Source organism: Sulfitobacter sp. SBS6 (assembly GCF_048285585.1).
GTDB lineage: Bacteria > Pseudomonadota > Alphaproteobacteria > Rhodobacterales > Rhodobacteraceae > Sulfitobacter > Sulfitobacter pontiacus.
Genome location: NZ_JBLWBA010000006.1, coordinates 125,108 through 141,826 on the forward strand (window position 1 = coordinate 125,108; position 16,719 = coordinate 141,826).

The following is a 16,719-nucleotide window of genomic DNA, read 5'->3' on the forward strand; positions in this document are numbered from 1 at the left end:
GCGCAGCGCCCCTTTCGGGCAAAGCCGGCGGCTAGGCTGGCAATCTTGTTTCAATCATTTCCGCGAACCAGCTACAACCTGCGGGGATCGCGTCATCGTTGAAATTATACATGGGGTGGTGGACGGTGGGCCCGTCGCCATTGCCCAGCATGATATAGGCACCGGGGCGCTGGTTCAGCATATACGAGAAATCCTCTCCGGCCATGATCGGAGGCGTGTCGCGGTCCACACCGGGGGCGATATTCTCGGCCACATCGGCGGCGTAGGCGGTGTTCGCGTCAGCGTTCACGGTGATGGGATAGCCGCGCGCGTAAACGATGTCGGCAGTGCATTGGTGGGCGGCGCAGGTGTGGGTCACGACTGCCTCCAGCCGGTCCTGCACCAGATCGCGGATGCCCGCATCCAGCGTCCGAACCGTCCCGCGCAGCCGCACGGTTTGCGGCAGGACGTTGTGGCTGTCGGTATCGGACCGCAGGGTACAGACCGACACGACAGCATTCTTGATCGGATCAACGTTGCGTGCGGCGATGGATTGCAGCGCGACAACGACATGCGCCGCGGCAAGGTTGGTATCGATCGCCTCGTGCGGGGCTGCGGCATGGCCGCCCTGCCCGGTGATGATGATGTCGAACTCATCCGCCGCCGCCAGCAAAGGGCCACTGCGGATCGCGAATGCGCCGACGGGATGGCCGGGCATATTGTGCAGCCCGTAGACCTCGTCGATGGACCAACGCTCCATCAGGCCTTCCTCGACCATGACGTTGCCACCGCCGCCACCCTCTTCAGCGGGTTGGAAGATAAGCACTGCCCGCCCGTCGAAATTGCGCGTTTCTGCCAGATATTGCGCGGCCCCGAGCAGGATCGCGGTGTGCCCGTCATGGCCGCAGGCATGCATCTTGCCCGGCGTTTTGGACGCATACTCAAGCCCCGTCGCCTCGGTGATGGGTAAAGCGTCCATATCCGCGCGCAAGCCGACGCTGCGCCCGGAGGCATTGGTCTTGCCCTCGATCACCGCGACGATGCCGCTTTGCGCCACGCCGGTGGTGATATCGGTGATGCCAAAGCTGCGCAGCTTCTCTTCGACGAAAGCCGCGGTCTGCGGCAGATCGAATTGCAGTTCGGGGATCGTATGCAGGTGACGCCGCCACGCGGTGATGTCGGCATGGGTTTCGGCAAAGCGGTTCTTGATCGGCATCGCGTGCGTTCCTTTTTGTGTCTAGACGTTCGGGCCCAGGATCATCGGGCTGCCATCGGTGAAACGTGCGAGGCGAAAGCGGGTCAGGTCGTGCCCGGCGCTTTGCCCCGTGGCCAGACGCGCCAGAACCCGGCCCATGCCCGGCCCGATACCAAAGCCGTGCCCCGACATGCCCGTGCCGATGGTCAGCCCCGGCAGTGCTGCCACAGTATCCACGACAGGTACAATGTCAGGCATGGTGTCGATCATCCCCGCCCAGGCAGATTTCAGCTTTATCGGCCCCAGATCGGGAAACATTGCTGAAAAATCACGCAGCAGGCGGCGGATCTTGGCCATATTGGGCGTGGGGTTAAGGATGCGCATCGCCTCGAATGGGGATGGGGTATCGGCCTGCCAGCGCCGCTTGGTCGTCCAGGCATCGGGAAAGCCCTTGGGCGCAAAAGGGTGAAGCCGTTGACCAAAGGGATCGGCGCGCAACTGGGTCAGGTAGTGGGGCAAGGCGCGAAAGGCGTCAGGGCCCACAAAAAGCTCGGGCGCGCCGGGAGGGGCGAGCGTATAGCCGCCATCCTCGCGCCGCCGGAATGCGACCCGCCCGTCCGACACCGCCCCTGCGTAAATTTCAGGCAAGCTTTCGGTCGCCGCCACATTTTCGCGTACCGACAGCTGCGGCATAGAGATACCGTGATTGCGCAGGAACAGCGCCGACCAAGCGCCACCTGCCAGCACCACCTGCGAAGACGCGATACGCCCCTGTTCCGTGATCACCCCGGCAACCCGCCCCGCCGCGATATCCAGGCAGCGCACGGCGCAATTCTCGATGATCTGAACGCCCTCTCGCGCGGCGATACCGGCGAGAGCGGGCACCGCGACCCAAGGCTCCGCCCGCATGTCCGACGGGGTGATCAGCGCGCCGATCTGAGGTGTGGCAAGGCCGAGGAACATGGCGGAGACCTCGGCCGCCGTCATCATACGGCTGTCCGCGCCATTGGCCCGCGCATGGGGCAGCCAGTTTTCATAACCCGCAAGCTGTGCGGGCCTTTGCGCCAGATAGGCGATGCCGCCCTGCCGCAGCCCGATATCCACGTTCGTTTGACCTGCAAGTTCGCGCCAGAGCGCCTGCGCCTCGGCCATGATCGGCATCTCGTCAGGGTCGCGCCCCTGCTGCCGGATCCACCCCCAGTTGCGGCTGGATTGTTCGGCGGCGATGCGGCCCTTTTCCAGCAAGGTGACCGAGTGACCCTCCCGGGCGAGGAACAGCGCCGTGCAGACCCCGATGATCCCGCCGCCGATAACAACGATATCCGACGTGGCTGGCTGGGGGCCGAGATAGGTGACGGGGGTGGTCGTATGGATCGGGAAAGGCTGCATGGGTTAGGCTTTATATTGCGTGGGCGTCGCGGGCAAAGCAGGCCTGGATCGGGGGCCAGCCCCCGGTGCCGCGCTGCGGCCCCTCCCCCGGGATGTGATGCCATTTGGAAGAAGGGGGCCGCTGCGCTGTGTCATTTCAAACGGTCAAGCAGGTCGCGCATGAATCTATGGCCGGCCTCGAATTGCGCGACTTCGATATATTCGTTGGGCTGGTGCGCCTGTGCGATATCGCCAGGGCCGCAGATCACCGCGCTATACCCGGCTTCCTGGAACTGTCCGGCCTCGGTCCCGTAGGAGACCTTGTGGCTGGCATTGTCGCCGGTGATCTGGCGCACGAAGGTTTCGGCCAGCCCGTCTTTTTCGGGTTGTAGTGCGGGGACGTCGAAACGGGGGGTGACCTCGATATAGGTTTCGGGGACGACCTCTTGCATCTGCTTTTCGACCTCGCGCACCTTTTCCAGATAGGCGGTGCCCCAGGCGTCTTTGTCTTCGCCCGGCACGACGCGGAAATCCATGGCGAAGTGGCAATCCTTGGCGGTGATATTATGCGCTGTCCCGCCCGAGATCACGCCCACATGGGCGGTGGTAAAGGGCGGGTTGAACATCGCGGCAAGCTCGCTGGGTTTGCGGGCCATGTTTTCGGTGTTCACCTCATTGGCCCATTCGATCAGCTTGGCCCCCGCCATGATCGCGTTGACGCCTGTGTGCAGGAGCGAGGAATGCACCTCGAAGCCGACCACATGGGTGTTGAAGCCCGTGCCGCCCTTGTGGCCTGTAACGGCCTGCATGGTGGAGGGTTCCCCCACGATCACCAGCGCCCCCTTGGGCAGCACCGGTTGCATCGCCTCGATCATCGGAGGGGCACCGGTGCAGCCGATTTCCTCGTCAAAGCTGAGCGCGATCTGGAGTGGGCGTTGCACGTCGGCGTAATGTGCCTCTACCAGTGCCCAAATAGCCAGCGCATCAAAGCCCTTCATGTCGCAGCAGCCGCGCCCGTAATAGCGTCCGTCCCGTTCAACCACGGTGAAAGGGTCGCTGTCCCAGGGTTGGCCGTCCACCGGCACCACATCGGTATGCCCCGACAGAACCACCGCGCCCTCTTCCCACGGGCCCACATGGGCGAAAAGCGCATGTTTGGGTTGATCGGGATGGATATAGCGATGGGACGCGATGCCGTGGCTTTCAAGGTAATCGGCCACCCAGTCGATCAGCGGGATATTCGTATCCCGCGACACAGTGGGAAAGCTGACGAGTTTTTCCATCAGCTCGAACGGGGTCATGCGCGCAGTCATTAATGTGGTCCTTTAGTATCCGCTATCGGTGATCAAGACCTGATGGCCGGGGGATACGGTTTTGTAAACAGAGGGTTCCGCGACATAGCTTGTCGGATGGATCGGGGACGGGATCGGCTTGAAGTTCAGCTCGCTTTCCTTTTTGCGACGCCGAGGATCGGCGATGGGGACGGCTTTCATCAGGGCTTGCGTATAGGGGTGCTGCGGGTTTTCAAACACCTGCGACCGCGTGCCCATTTCTACGATCCGGCCCAGATACATCACGCCGACGTGGTGGCTGACCCGTTCGACCACAGCCATATCGTGGCTGATGAACAGGAAGGACAGCCCCATTTCCGCTTGCAGCTCCAGCATCAGATTGACCACCTGCGCTTGTACCGACACATCCAGCGCCGACACGGCTTCATCCGCGACGATCAGCTTGGGGTTCAGCGCCAAGGCCCGCGCGATGGCGACGCGCTGGCGCTGACCACCTGACAGCTCGTGCGGGAAGCGGCGCATGAAGCTGCGCGGCAGTTCCACACGGTCAAACAGCATCTCGATGCGTTTGGTCAGCTCGGACCCTTTGAGCGTGCCATAATTGTGGATCGGTTCGGCCACCTGATCCGACAGCTGCATCTGCGGATTGAGCGAGGCAAACGGGTCCTGAAAGATCATCTGCATGTCCAGTCGCGCCTTGTGCAGGCCACGTGAATCCAGTGCCATGATGTCTTTGCCATCGAGGTTGACCTCGCCCGACTGGGGGTCGACCAGCCGCAGCAAGGACCGCCCCGCCGTAGATTTCCCGCAGCCGGATTCCCCCACAAGGCTTAGCGTCTGGCCCTTGTTGATGGTAAACGACAGGTCCTCGACCGCATGGACATTGGCGACGGTGCGGCGCAGGAAGCCGCCCTGCACCGGAAAGCGCGTGGTCAGGTTCTTGACCGTCAGCAGCGTTTCCTCTGTGCCCTTGATGGGTTTGATCTCTTTATCCGCAGTCCCGAGCAGTTTCATCGGTTCGGGATAGGGTTTGCCGCGCATCTCGCCCAGCTTGGGGACGGCGGCCAACAACGCTTTGGTATAGGGGTGTTGAGGGTTTTCGAAGATTTCCTCGACCGTGCCTTCTTCGACCTTGTTACCGCGGAACATGACAACGACGCGATCGGCCATCTGGGCGACAACGGCCATGTCATGGGTGATGAACATGACGGCGGTGCCGGTCTCGCGTTTCAACCGGTCGATCAGCGCGAGGATTTCGGCCTGAATGGTCACATCCAGCGCGGTGGTGGGTTCATCCGCGATCAATAGCCGCGGCGAACAGGCCAGCGCCATGGCGATCACCACACGCTGGCGCATCCCGCCCGACAGCTCGTGCGGGTATTGTGCAAGACGGCGGGCCGGTTCGGGGATACGAACCTGGGTCAGAAGCTCCAGCGCGCGGGCCTCTGCCTGCGCCTTGGACATGTTCTTGTGCAGGCGTAGCCCTTCGGTCAGCTGGCGACCGACGGTAAAGACCGGGTTCAGCGCTGTCATCGGTTCCTGAAAGATCATCCCGATCTCATTGCCGCGAATATCGCGCATCACATCCTGATCTGTGCGCGCCAAATCGACAGCGGGATCGTTCTGGCGCTCAAATAATAGGCGCCCACCCGCAATTTTTCCGCCGCCGAACTCGACCAGACGCATCAGCGACAGCGAGGACACCGATTTACCCGACCCGGATTCGCCCACAACGCAGACAGTTTCACCCGCATTGATGTCAAAGCTGACGTTCTCCACACCTAGAACGGGTCCGTCCTGGGTTTGAAATTCGACCCTAAGCTCTTGAATTTGCGCGATTGGTGTCGGCGTTGCCTCGTCTAGCATGGTATTTTCCAGCGCTTCTCGTTTAATCAATTTGACGACGCTAAGGCACTTCGTCATCTGGTGTCAAATCGGTCCAAGGGACCGCTAACATCCGCTGCTTTGGAGGCTTGCATTTTTTTTCAAACCTGTTTCGATGCTTCGACGTTATTGGCGTGGCTGGAAAAACGGGCGTTTTGGCGGGCATCCCTGTCTGTCGCAGCACCCTGCCCCCGGCCGTGATCAAGATTGACGTTTTTGGCATTGCCAGAAAAGACAGACCATAAAAAAAGGCACCTCAAAAAACCAACGGTGTCCAACAAGGAGTAAGCTATGAACATGAAAACCCTGTTACTGGGAGCCGCGGCTTCGGTAGCGATTGCCCCCGCCGCATTCGGCGCCGCCCACGAGGGCGAGCGTGGACGCGACGGCGAGGTGAAAGTTATCTACTGGCAAGCGCCCTCGATCATGACCCCCTATCTGTCGGGCGGCACAAAAGACCTCGAGGCGGCGAGCCTCGTGCTAGAGCCGATGGGCCGCTATGACGAAACCGGCGCGTTGGTCCCCTATCTGGCGACCGAGATTCCCACCGTTGAAAACGGCGGCGTGGCCGAAGACCTGAAATCCATCACCTGGAAGCTGAAAGAGGGCCTGGTTTGGTCCGACGGCACGCCGGTGACCTCGGCGGATCTGAAATTCACCGCTGAATACTGTATGCACCCCGAAGGCGGCTGCGCGCAGGCGTCGAAGTTCGATGGCGTTGAAAGCATCGATATCGTGGATGATCTGACGGTTACCGTTCATTTCACCGACGCCAAGCCAAACCCTTATGGCCCGTTCATGGGCGCGCAATCACCGATCATTCAGGCCGCGCAGTTCAAGGACTGCCTGGGCGCGAAAGCCCCCGAATGTACCGAAGCCAACTTTAACCCCATCGGCACCGGCCCGTTCCGCGTGACAGATTTCCGTCCCAATGACGTGATCCAGATGGAAGCCAACCCCAACTACCGTGACCCCAGCAAACCTGCGTTTGCGACACTGACCCTCAAGGGCGGTGGTGATGCGAATGCCGCGGGTCGTGCGGTGATGGAAACCGGCGAATACGACTATGCCTGGAACATGCAGCTGGCCCCTGATGTGCTGGCGAAAATGGCCGAAGGCGGCAAGGGTCAGGCGATCTCTGCATTCGGGACATTGGTCGAACGGATCGAGATGAACCTGACAGACCCATCGCCGGACCTGCCAGAGGGCGAACGCTCCACCGTGGCGCATCCGCATCCGATCCTGTCCGACTTTAAGGTCCGCAAGGCGCTGTCCATGGCGATCGACCGTCCTTTGCTGGTCGAAGTCGGCTATGGCCAGGCAGGTCGCGCGACCTGTAACCTCGTGCCCGCGCCCGAACTGTATGCCTCCGACAACACCGAATGTCTGACGCAGGATCTGGAAGGCGCGAAAGCCCTGCTGGAAGAAGCCGGCTGGACCGACACCAATGGCGACGGCATCCGCGACAAAGACGGTGAAAAACTGTCCCTGCTGTACCAGACCTCGACCAACGCGGTCCGTCAGGATTTTCAAGCGCTGATCAAAGACTGGTGGAACCAGATCGGTGTCGAAGTCGAACTGCGCAACCTTGATGCGTCGGTCTTCTTTGGGGGCGACCCCGGTTCGCCCGATACCTTCCAGAAGTTCTATGCCGACGTTGAAATGTACGCGAACAACTTTGACGGCACCGATCCGCAGGCCTACCTGTCTGCCTATCGCTGTGGCAACGAGCCAAAGCCGTCCAGCCAGTGGCAGGGTGAGAACATCAACCGTTTCTGCAACGAAGAATATGACGCGTTGCTGGACGAACTGTCGCGCACGGGCGAGTTGGACAAGCGCGGCGATATCGCCAAGCAGCTGAACAACATCATCACACGTGACACGATGACCATCGTTCCGCTGGTCGACCGTGGTCGGGTTTCCGCTGCGTCCAACACTCTGGGCGGCGTGATCCTGAACACATGGGATTCCGAACTGTGGAATGCCGCCGACTGGTACCGCGTGAAAGAATAATCACGCCCAAGCTCAGAGGAGCACGCAGCGCGTGCTCCTCATGACTTGATGCCTGTGTGAATGTGTGCGAAATCGCGCCTCCCTTCGATTTTGACATGCTTCCCCTCCCCTAGACCGACTTGCAAAGGCGCTGTGCATGCTGACCTTCACCATTCGTCGACTACTTTTGTCGATACCAACGCTTTTGTTTATCAGCCTGGTAATCTTCCTGCTGTTGCAACTGGCCCCCGGCGATCCGATGGCCCAGGTGCCGATGACAGTCCCACCAGAGGTAAAACAGAAAATGCGCGAGGCGCTTGGCCTCGGGCAGCCGATCTATGTGCAATACTATAAATGGCTGATCCAGTTCTTCTGGGTTGAACCGCAGGTCTTCATCGACTGGGCCACCCGCGACAGCTTCCTGCTGGGTTGGCTGCCCGACACCAGCCTGTCGACCTTCATTGACCCCGACACCGGTGCTGTGCGTCCCGTTCAGCGTGCAATCAGCTGGCAGACACGCAGCCCGATCATGGATATCGTGATCCAGCGGATGCCGCAGACGCTTTGGGTGGTTGGGCTGAGCTATATCGTGGGCATCCTGATCGCGATCCCGATTGGCATCTATTCGGCCTACCGCCACTATTCGCTATTCGATCAAGCGGGTACCTTTGTCACCATGATCGGCTTTTCGATCCCGCCCTTCTTCACCGGGCCGCTGCTGATCGTGATTTTCTCGGTCTCGCTGGGGTGGTTGCCGTCGATCTATGACACGACCCATGTGGTGACCGACTGGGAGAGTTTCAAAATTCAGTTCATGCAGATGATCATGCCCGTGATGGTGCTGGCGCTGCAAACCACCGCGCAGATCAGCCGCTATATGCGCGGCGCGATGCTGGACAACCTGAACCAGGACTATGTGCGCACCGCCCGCGCCAAGGGGCTGCGCGAGAAATCGGTCGTTCTGGTCCATGTGCTGCGTAACTCGATGATCCCAGTGGTCACGGTGATTGCCCTTGGCATGCCCGCGATCTTTGGCGGCGCGATCATTACCGAAAATGTGTTCAAGGTGAATGGTATCGGGCAGCTGCTGCTGACCGCGCTTTTTGCCAACGACCTGCCGATGGTGATGACGCTGACCTTTATCTTCGCCATCCTCATCGTTCTATTCAACCTGATTGCCGATGTTCTATACGGCCTGCTTGACCCAAGGATCCGCTATGACTGAGCAAGCCACCCCCGCAAGCCCGATCGAGGCCGACATCGAACTCTATGGCGCGCTGGTCGATAAAGAGCCGCAAAAGCCGCCGCGCAGCCAGTGGATCGACGTCTGGCAGCAGTTCCGCAAGCACAAGGGCGCTGTCTTTGGCGGAGGCTTCCTGCTGTTCATCACCCTCGCGGTGTTGTTCGGCCCCTACCTTTGGGATGTCGACCCCAAGGCGTTGGATATCCGCAACAAGAACTGGCGCCCCGTGTATCAACTGCTGTTCGACAGCGAGGCCAAGGCCGGTTGGGCACATCCCTTTGGCACCGACCAACTGGGCCGTGATATCATGGCACAGATGATCGCCGGCGGGCGCGTGTCTATGGCGGTGGGCTGGCTGGCCATGGGGCTGGCGCTGGTCATCGGTTCGGCCATCGGCGTCATCTCGGGCTATTTCAAACGGCTCGATTTCTGGCTGATGCGCTTTACCGATCTGGTTCTGTCGCTGCCGATCCTGCCGCTGACGCTGCTGGCGGTGACCCTGTTCCGCCAACCGCTCAACGCACGGTTTGGCCCCGAAGGCGGGATGTTCATCCTGATCGTCGGCATCATCGGGCTGACCTCATGGATGCAGACCGCGCGGATCGTGCGCGGCGACATTCTGGCGCTGAAAGAGCGCGAGTTCATCCTCGCCGCGCGGTCCATCGGGACGCGGTCGGGCAAGATCATCCGCAAGCACCTGCTGCCCAACGTCATCTCTCCGATCATGGTCTCGGCCACGTTGGGCCTGGCGACCGCGATCATCACCGAAAGCGCGCTGAGCTTTCTGGGCGTCGGCTTCCCGTCGGACTATCCGACATGGGGCAAGCTCTTGTCCGATGCCGTGTCACGGATGCAGGAATTCCCCGAGCGGGTGATCCTGCCCGGCGTCGCGATCTCGCTGACCGTGCTGAGCGTGAACTACCTTGGCGACGGGCTACGTGACGCGCTGGACCCGCGGCTGCGCGGACGGTGATCCCGATCGGACCGTCGCCTTTTGGGGCTTCTGTCGGGTTTGAGTATTTGAGAAAGGGTGAAGGGGGGCTGCGGCCTCCCTTTGTTGTGGGGGCGCAAAAGGCTTGAATTCGGGCGGTTTACGCGTCAGGGAACTGGCGTGCTGTCGTCAAGGGGATCACGGGGATGTTTGAACAATTCGGTTTCGAGACCACCACACCGCAACAGGCGGCTGTCTGGTTCGCGGTGGCGGTTGGGGTGATCTTTGGCATACTCGGGCAGATCACCAAATTCTGTTTTCGCCGCTCGCTGATTGGCGAGGACCGGCGCGCCGCAAAAGGGGTCTGGCTGACAGCGCTGGCCTTTGCCGTGCTGGGGACGCAGGTCGCTGTCGCCATGGGCTGGATCAGCTTTGCCGAACACCGCTTTATGGTGCCGGATGTGCCCTATCTGGCGATTGGCATTGGCGGGCTGCTTTTTGGCGCGGGGATGGTGTTGACGCGGGGCTGTATCTCTCGGCTGACCATTCTGGCGGGCTCCGGCAACTTGCGCGCGGCCTTGGTCGTGGTTGTGTTTGCGGTTGTGGCCCATGCCACGTTGAAAGGCGTGCTGGCCCCGATGCGCGTGGCGCTTGGCAGTGTGACGCTTGGGCTTGGCGATTACGTCAGCCTTGCCGCCCTGCCCGGGGGGGTGATGCTATGGGGCGGTCTGATCGTGGTGGCGGCCCTTGCCGTGGCGCTGCGATCGGGCAACCGCTGGACCCATCTGGTGATGGCGGCGATGATTGGCCTGCTGGTCCCGCTGGCCTGGGTCGGGACGGGGTTTATCCTGTTTGACGAATTCGACCCGATCGCGATGGAAAGCCTGTCGTTCACCTCTCCTTCAGCCGATGCGCTGTTCTGGGTGGTGGCCAGCAGTTCGATCCCCGCGGGCTTTGGCGTCGGGCTTTTGGGGGGCGTGGCCTTGGGGGCCTGCGCGTCGAGCCTGATCTTTGGCGGCTTTGGCTGGCAAAGTTTCGAGACACCCGCCCAGACGGGCCGCTATCTGGCCGGAGCAGCGCTGATGGGTGTGGGCGGTGTATTGGCGGGCGGTTGCACGCTGGGGGCCGGATTGTCCGGCGTGCCCACGCTGTCCCTTGCCGCTATCCTTGCGATTGTGATGATCGGTGTCGGCGTGCTGGCGATGCATGCCTTCCTGCGCGCAACACCGGCGGGCAACTGACCCTATTTGATCTTGTGGCGCAGGCGGCGCAGCAGCCCCCAGACCAGCAGCACGACCACCGGGACGGCCACTGCCGTGAGCGTGCCCTTGCTGACCCCGATACGGTCGGCCAGCGGGTAGAGCATATAGCCCACCAGTGACACCGCGTAATAGCTGATCGCAACCACGGACAGCCCTTCGACCGTGTGTTGCAAACGCAGTTGCAGGTCAGAGCGTTTGTCCATGCTTGCCAGTATCGCCTGATTTTGCGCGGATCGTTCCACATCAACCCGTGTCCGCAACAATTCGGCCGCGCGGCTGGCGCGGGCGGACATTTTATTGAGCCGTGTTTCCGAGGATGTGACCGTACGCATCGCAGGCTCGTAGCGGCGCATCATGAATTCATCAAACCCTTGCCGCGCCATGAACCGTGTTTCGCGCAAGGCCCCGATCCGCTGTGCGACGATGGCTTGATACGCCTCTGTCGCGCCCAGACGGTAAGACGCATCCGCCGAAAGCGCCTCTAGCCCGACAGAGATATCCAGCAGCCGGTGCAGCGTGTCTTCGGCCATGGCAGAGGTGCCTGCCATACCCGCCATCAGATCGTTCAGCTCTGCATCGATACGGTCCAACTGGCCCGCGTATTCGCGCACCTTGGCAAAGCCGAGCATCGACATGGATTTATAGGTCTCTATCTCGCACAGACGTTGCACGATGCGGCCCAAGCGGCGGCTGCCCGTGCCTTCGCTCGCAAAGACCGCCATGCGCATGTGACCCGCGGGATCGATGCGAAAGTCGCTGGCGATGACGGCGGCATCTTCAAGCACCGATGCCACGGCGAGGCTTTCGGGGACGAACCAGTCTTGCAACGCCTCGGCGATCTGCGCGTCCTGTTGCGGGCGGGGCACCAGCCGCAGCAGAATAGAGGTGATCCGCTGCGCGTTCAGGCCCGCGCGCCAATCCTGCGGGAAGACATCAAACTCTGCCGGATCAAAGGAGCGCTGGCCGAGCTGATCCAGAAACACCGTATAGGTCACGAACTCGGTATGCTGCTCCCACTTCAGCGTATATTTCCCCATCGGGCCGAAATAATGGGTCGCGTCCTCGGCGGGCAATGGCGCACCATAATGGGCCAAGAGATCACGGAGCTGTTGCAGATCGACAGACCGGTCCCGCCGCGCGGCCTCCCCCCATGGGCGCACGGCCAGATAGGCCGCAACATGGGGCGCGGTGAGCGAGGGGAACGGGCGGGCGTGCAGCTCGCTATTGAGCGTATAGCGCAGGGGGTGATCGTCGAGGGCGGGCACGATGCGGGCTTTCTACAAGGGGTCAATCAAAGCAGTCTATCGTGACCACCGCCATTCGCCTAGATATATTTCACATATCTTTCATAGGGTTAACCGTATACCGCGGAATACCGGACCCGTTTCAGAACCGGTTGACCGGTATCTTGAGGTAGGCGTGGCCGTCGTCTTCGGCCTCCGCCAAGCGCCCTGCCCGAAGGTTCATCTGTAAGACATGCAGCATCCGGTCGGGCAGCGCGAGGGTTTTGTCCCGCGCCTCGCGTTGGTCGACGAAGCTTTGCTGCGACACGCCACCGCCGATATGGGCGTTGTGCCGGCGTTGTTCGGCCACGGTGGATTCCCACATGGGTTGGCTGCGATACTCGGTGCCATAGTCATGGCCGATGAACAGGCGCGTGGCATCCGGCAGGGCAAGGATATCTTGCAAGGACTGGTAGAGTTCAGCCGCGGTACCACCCGGGAAATCGGCGCGCGCAGTGCCCACGTCAGGCTGCATAAAGCTGTCATGCACAAAAGCCGCGTCAGAGCCTACGACATAGGTGATCGACCCTAACGTGTGCCCCGGCGACAGCATCACCCGCACGGGCAGCTCGCCGATGGTGAATGTATCGCCATCCTCGAACAGGTGGTCGAAATCGGCGGCGGGGTCAAAGGCGTCGGGCATGTTGTAATAGTCACGCCAGAGCTCTGCGATCTCTCTCACCTTTGCTCCGATGGCATTGGGCTTGTTCAACCGCTGTTTCAATACGTGCGAGGCCATGAGATGGTCCGCATGGGGGTGCGTGTCGAGGATCCATTGGATCTCGTAGCCCGCGGCTTCCGCGTGGCGCAGGACGGTATCGACATGCTGCGTGTCAGTCGCCGCACTTTGTGGGCTGAAGCCCAGAACCACGTCGATCACCGCCGCCTTTGAGGTCGCCGGATCAGCCACCAGATATTGGATGCTGCCGGTATCGTCATCGTAAAAGCCGGTCACTTCAGGGGAACCGGGGCCGGTCGAGGGGCTGGTGCGTGAAAACTTCATATTCAAATCCTCCTATATGATAATTCAACACGTGCCACCGGCTTGAGTTCCACTGCCTTCGCCCCAAAAGCAAAAGGGGCGGCGCATTGCTGCACCGCCCCTTGGTTTGTCGCTTGTCGCGTGATCAGTCGATCAGCGGCAGCAGCTTGTCGAGGCTCGCCTTGGCGTCGCCGTAAAGCATCCGCGTGTTCTCCTTGAAGAACAGCGGGTTCTCGATGCCGGAATAGCCTGTCCCCTGCCCGCGTTTGGACACGATGACGTTCTTGGCCTTCCAGCATTCCAGAACCGGCATACCGGCGATGGGGCTGTTGGGGTCGTCCTGTGCGGCAGGGTTCACGATGTCATTGGACCCGATCACGATCGCCACGTCGGTCGACGGGAAATCATCGTTGATCTCGTCCATTTCCATCACGATGTCATAGGGCACTTTGGCCTCGGCCAGCAGCACGTTCATGTGACCCGGCAGACGCCCCGCAACGGGGTGAATGGCGAAACGCACGTTCTTGCCTTTTGCCCGCAGCTTTTTGACCAGCTCGCTGACTGCTTGCTGTGCCTGAGCGACCGCCATGCCGTAACCGGGGATGATGATGACGCTGTCGGCCTCGTTCAGCAGGGTGGCCACACCGTCGGTGTCGATCGCGACCTGCTCGCCCTCGACCTCCATCTGCGGACCGGATGTCCCGCCGAAACCGCCGAGGATCACGCTGACGAACGACCGGTTCATCGCCTTACACATGATGTAGGACAGGATCGCACCAGACGAGCCGACCAGCGCGCCCACGACGATCAGAAGATCGTTGCCAAGGCTGAAACCAATCGCCGCCGCAGCCCAGCCAGAGTAGCTGTTCAGCATCGACACAACCACGGGCATATCCGCGCCGCCGATACCCATGATCAGGTGGTAGCCGATAAACAGCGCCGCCAGGGTCATGATGAACAGCGGCAGGAAACCACCGGTGTTGAAGTACCAGACCAGACACAGCAACGACAAGCCAGCAGCCGCTGCGTTCAGGATGTGACCGCCGGGCAGTTTTGTCGCCGACGTATCCACGCGCCCCGCCAGCTTACCATAGGCGATGACCGACCCAGTAAAGGTGATAGCACCGATGAACACACCAAGGAACAGTTCGACCCGCAGGATCGCGATCTCGACGCTGTCTTTCTTGGCCAGCAGCGCTGCCAACCCTTCGGTCGCCTTGCGGGCGGTGTCATCCATCGCCAGCACGTTGCCCAGTTCGATATGCGCGTTATAGCCGACGAACACCGCCGCCAGACCCACAAGGCTGTGCATCGCGGCAACCAGTTCGGGCATCTGCGTCATCTGCACTTTTGTCGCCAGTTGATAGCCGATGGCACCGCCACCCGCGATCAGGATCAGCGACAGCAGCCAGAAGCCGGCCCCCGGCCCGATCAATGTCGCAGCCACGGCCAAAGCCATGCCCACGATCCCGTACCATACCGCGCGCTTGGCGCTTTCCTGACCCGACAGCCCGCCAAGGCTGAGGATGAAGAGGATGGCGGCGACTACGTAAGCCGCTGTTGTAAAACCAAAATCCATTTACCTGAACCCTTTACGATTTTTGGAACATGGCAAGCATGCGCCGTGTCACGAGGAAGCCACCAAAGATGTTGATCCCGCACATAAAGACCGACAGCGCGGCCAGAATAATCACCAGGAACGACCCGGACCCGATCTGCATGACCGCCCCCAGAATGATGATCGACGAAATCGCGTTGGTCACAGCCATCAGCGGTGTGTGCAGGCTGTGTGCCACACCCCAGATCACCTGGAAGCCGATAAACACGGAGAGCACGAATACGATAAAGTGCTGCATAAAGCTCGCCGGCGCGACCAGACCCACCGCCAACAGCAGCACGCCACCGATGGCCAGCAGGCCGACCTGATTGCGGGTTTGTGCCTTGAACGCGGCCACTTCGTTGGCGCGTTTCTCTTCCGCTGTCAGCTCTTTCGGCTTGTCTTTCTTCGGCGCCGCCGCAATTGCCGCGACCTTGGGGGGCGGCGGTGGGAAGGTGACTTCCTTGTCATGGGTGATGGTCGCCCCACGGATCACGTCGTCTTCCATGTTGTGGTTGACCACACCGTCTTTTTCCGGCGTCAGATCGGTCATCAGGTGACGGATATTGGTCGCATAAAGCGTCGAGGCCTGCGTTGCCATCCGGCTGGGGAAATCGGTGTAGCCGATGATGGTCACGCCATTCTCGGTCACGATTTTCTCGTCCATCTTGGTCAGCTTGCAGTTGCCGCCCTTTTCCGCCGCCAGATCGACGATCACCGAACCGGGCTTCATCGCTGCGACCATATCTTCGGTCCACAGCTCAGGCGCTTCGCGGTTAGGGATCAGGGCAGTGGTGATGACGATATCGACCTCCGGGGCCAGCTCGCGGAATTTAGCCAGCTGCGCCTCGCGGAATTCAGGCGAGGAAACAGAGGCATAGCCACCGGAGGCAGAGCCGTCCTGCTGCTCTTCCTCGAAATCGAGGTAGACAAACTCGGCCCCCATCGATTCAACCTGTTCGGCCACTTCAGGACGCACGTCAAAGGCCAGCGTGATCGCGCCAAGGGATGTGGATGTCCCGATCGCGGCCAGACCGGCAACACCGGCACCGACAACCAGAACCTTCGCCGGAGGCACCTTGCCCGCCGCCGTGATCTGACCGGTAAAGAAGCGGCCAAAGTTGTTGCCTGCCTCGATCACCGCACGGTAGCCCGCGATGTTCGCCATGGACGACAGCGCGTCCATTTTCTGCGCGCGGCTGATCCGGGGGATCATCTCCATCGCGACGACAGTGGTACCTTTCTCGGCCGCCTCTTTCATCTTGGCCTCATCGGCCACAGGGCTGAAGAAAGAGATCAGCGTCTGGTCGGACCGCAGCATCGCCATTTCTTCGGTGTTGGGGACGCGGACCTTGGCCACGACATCCGCCGTCTCCCAAAGCTCGGCCGCCGTGTCGATCACCTCTACCCCGGCTTCGACATATTTATCGTTGGAAAAACCAGCCGCCTCGCCTGCGCCAGCTTCGATCATACAGCTATGACCAAGCTTTTGCAGTTGCAACGCTGATTCAGGAGTCATCGCAACGCGATTTTCCCCTTCAAATGTTTCTTTTGGCGTCCCGATCTTCAATCCAGAGTCCCCCGTTTGTGCTTCTACGCCCAGTGTGGCGCAATAATATTACCCAGAGCGATAGCGCTTGGGTTCCTATAGTACAAGAGACGGACATAATTAGAACAGCGTTTTGCAGCGTCAATAGCGCTAACAGCCCGA

General features: G+C 60.9%; 12 protein-coding genes. 4 read left to right on the plus strand and 8 right to left on the minus strand.

Annotated elements, in window-relative coordinates; all coding sequences use genetic code 11:
* Nucleotides 1-31: 31 nt before the first annotated feature.
* From ACNQ62_RS09530 to ACNQ62_RS09545, 4 genes are all read right to left on the minus strand, one after another.
* Complete coding sequence (locus tag ACNQ62_RS09530) at nucleotides 32-1,195, minus strand: M20 aminoacylase family protein (protein WP_306284982.1); 1,164 nt, start codon at nucleotides 1,193-1,195, stop codon at nucleotides 32-34.
* Nucleotides 1,196-1,216: 21 nt separating this feature from the next.
* Nucleotides 1,217-2,563, minus strand: a complete 1,347-nt coding sequence (locus tag ACNQ62_RS09535; protein WP_418094767.1) for an NAD(P)/FAD-dependent oxidoreductase — start codon at nucleotides 2,561-2,563, stop codon at nucleotides 1,217-1,219.
* Between the two features lie 131 nt (nucleotides 2,564-2,694).
* On the minus strand, nucleotides 2,695-3,855 hold the full coding sequence (gene argE, locus ACNQ62_RS09540; protein ID WP_005854052.1) for an acetylornithine deacetylase: 1,161 nt from the start codon (nucleotides 3,853-3,855) through the stop codon (nucleotides 2,695-2,697).
* A gap of 12 nt (nucleotides 3,856-3,867) precedes the next feature.
* Entirely contained in the window at nucleotides 3,868-5,700 is a 1,833-nt protein-coding gene (locus tag ACNQ62_RS09545) for an ABC transporter ATP-binding protein (protein WP_418094768.1), read from the minus strand.
* 309 nt (nucleotides 5,701-6,009) lie between these two features.
* Between ACNQ62_RS09545 and ACNQ62_RS09550 the strand changes: the two genes are divergently transcribed.
* The 4 genes from ACNQ62_RS09550 (at nucleotide 6,010) to ACNQ62_RS09565 (ending at nucleotide 11,125) form a co-directional block, all read left to right on the plus strand.
* Nucleotides 6,010-7,731 carry a peptide ABC transporter substrate-binding protein gene (locus ACNQ62_RS09550; protein ID WP_009824888.1) on the plus strand — a complete coding sequence of 574 codons (1,722 nt, stop codon included), beginning with the start codon at nucleotides 6,010-6,012 and terminating at the stop codon, nucleotides 7,729-7,731.
* Nucleotides 7,732-7,867: 136 nt separating this feature from the next.
* The gene (locus ACNQ62_RS09555) at nucleotides 7,868-8,935 is read left to right on the plus strand and encodes an ABC transporter permease (protein ID WP_418094769.1); all 1,068 of its coding nucleotides are present in this window, start codon (nucleotides 7,868-7,870) and stop codon (nucleotides 8,933-8,935) included.
* Nucleotides 8,928-9,926, plus strand: coding sequence for an ABC transporter permease (locus tag ACNQ62_RS09560; protein WP_005854057.1), 999 nt, complete (start codon nucleotides 8,928-8,930; stop codon nucleotides 9,924-9,926). The genes ACNQ62_RS09555 and ACNQ62_RS09560 overlap by 8 nt, the downstream gene beginning before the upstream one ends.
* Before the next feature lie 164 nt (nucleotides 9,927-10,090).
* Nucleotides 10,091-11,125: a YeeE/YedE family protein gene (locus tag ACNQ62_RS09565; protein ID WP_418094770.1), complete on the plus strand. Its 1,035-nt coding sequence runs from the start codon at nucleotides 10,091-10,093 to the stop codon at nucleotides 11,123-11,125.
* 2 nt (nucleotides 11,126-11,127) lie between these two features.
* Here the strand turns inward: ACNQ62_RS09565 and ACNQ62_RS09570 are convergent, their stop codons facing one another.
* The 4 genes from ACNQ62_RS09570 to ACNQ62_RS09585 all read right to left on the minus strand — a co-directional run bounded on the left by ACNQ62_RS09570 (nucleotide 11,128) and on the right by ACNQ62_RS09585 (nucleotide 16,578).
* Nucleotides 11,128-12,411, minus strand: coding sequence for a DUF3422 family protein (locus ACNQ62_RS09570; protein WP_418094771.1), 1,284 nt, complete (start codon nucleotides 12,409-12,411; stop codon nucleotides 11,128-11,130).
* A gap of 121 nt (nucleotides 12,412-12,532) precedes the next feature.
* Nucleotides 12,533-13,432 carry an MBL fold metallo-hydrolase gene (locus ACNQ62_RS09575; RefSeq protein ID WP_418094772.1) on the minus strand — a complete coding sequence of 300 codons (900 nt, stop codon included), beginning with the start codon at nucleotides 13,430-13,432 and terminating at the stop codon, nucleotides 12,533-12,535.
* A gap of 124 nt (nucleotides 13,433-13,556) precedes the next feature.
* A complete protein-coding gene (locus ACNQ62_RS09580) occupies nucleotides 13,557-14,990 on the minus strand; it encodes an NAD(P)(+) transhydrogenase (Re/Si-specific) subunit beta (RefSeq protein WP_418094773.1) in 1,434 nt (477 codons plus the stop codon).
* A 13-nt stretch (nucleotides 14,991-15,003) separates the two neighbouring features.
* Entirely contained in the window at nucleotides 15,004-16,578 is a 1,575-nt protein-coding gene (locus ACNQ62_RS09585; RefSeq protein WP_037944493.1) for a Re/Si-specific NAD(P)(+) transhydrogenase subunit alpha, read from the minus strand.
* Nucleotides 16,579-16,719: the final 141 nt, after the last annotated feature.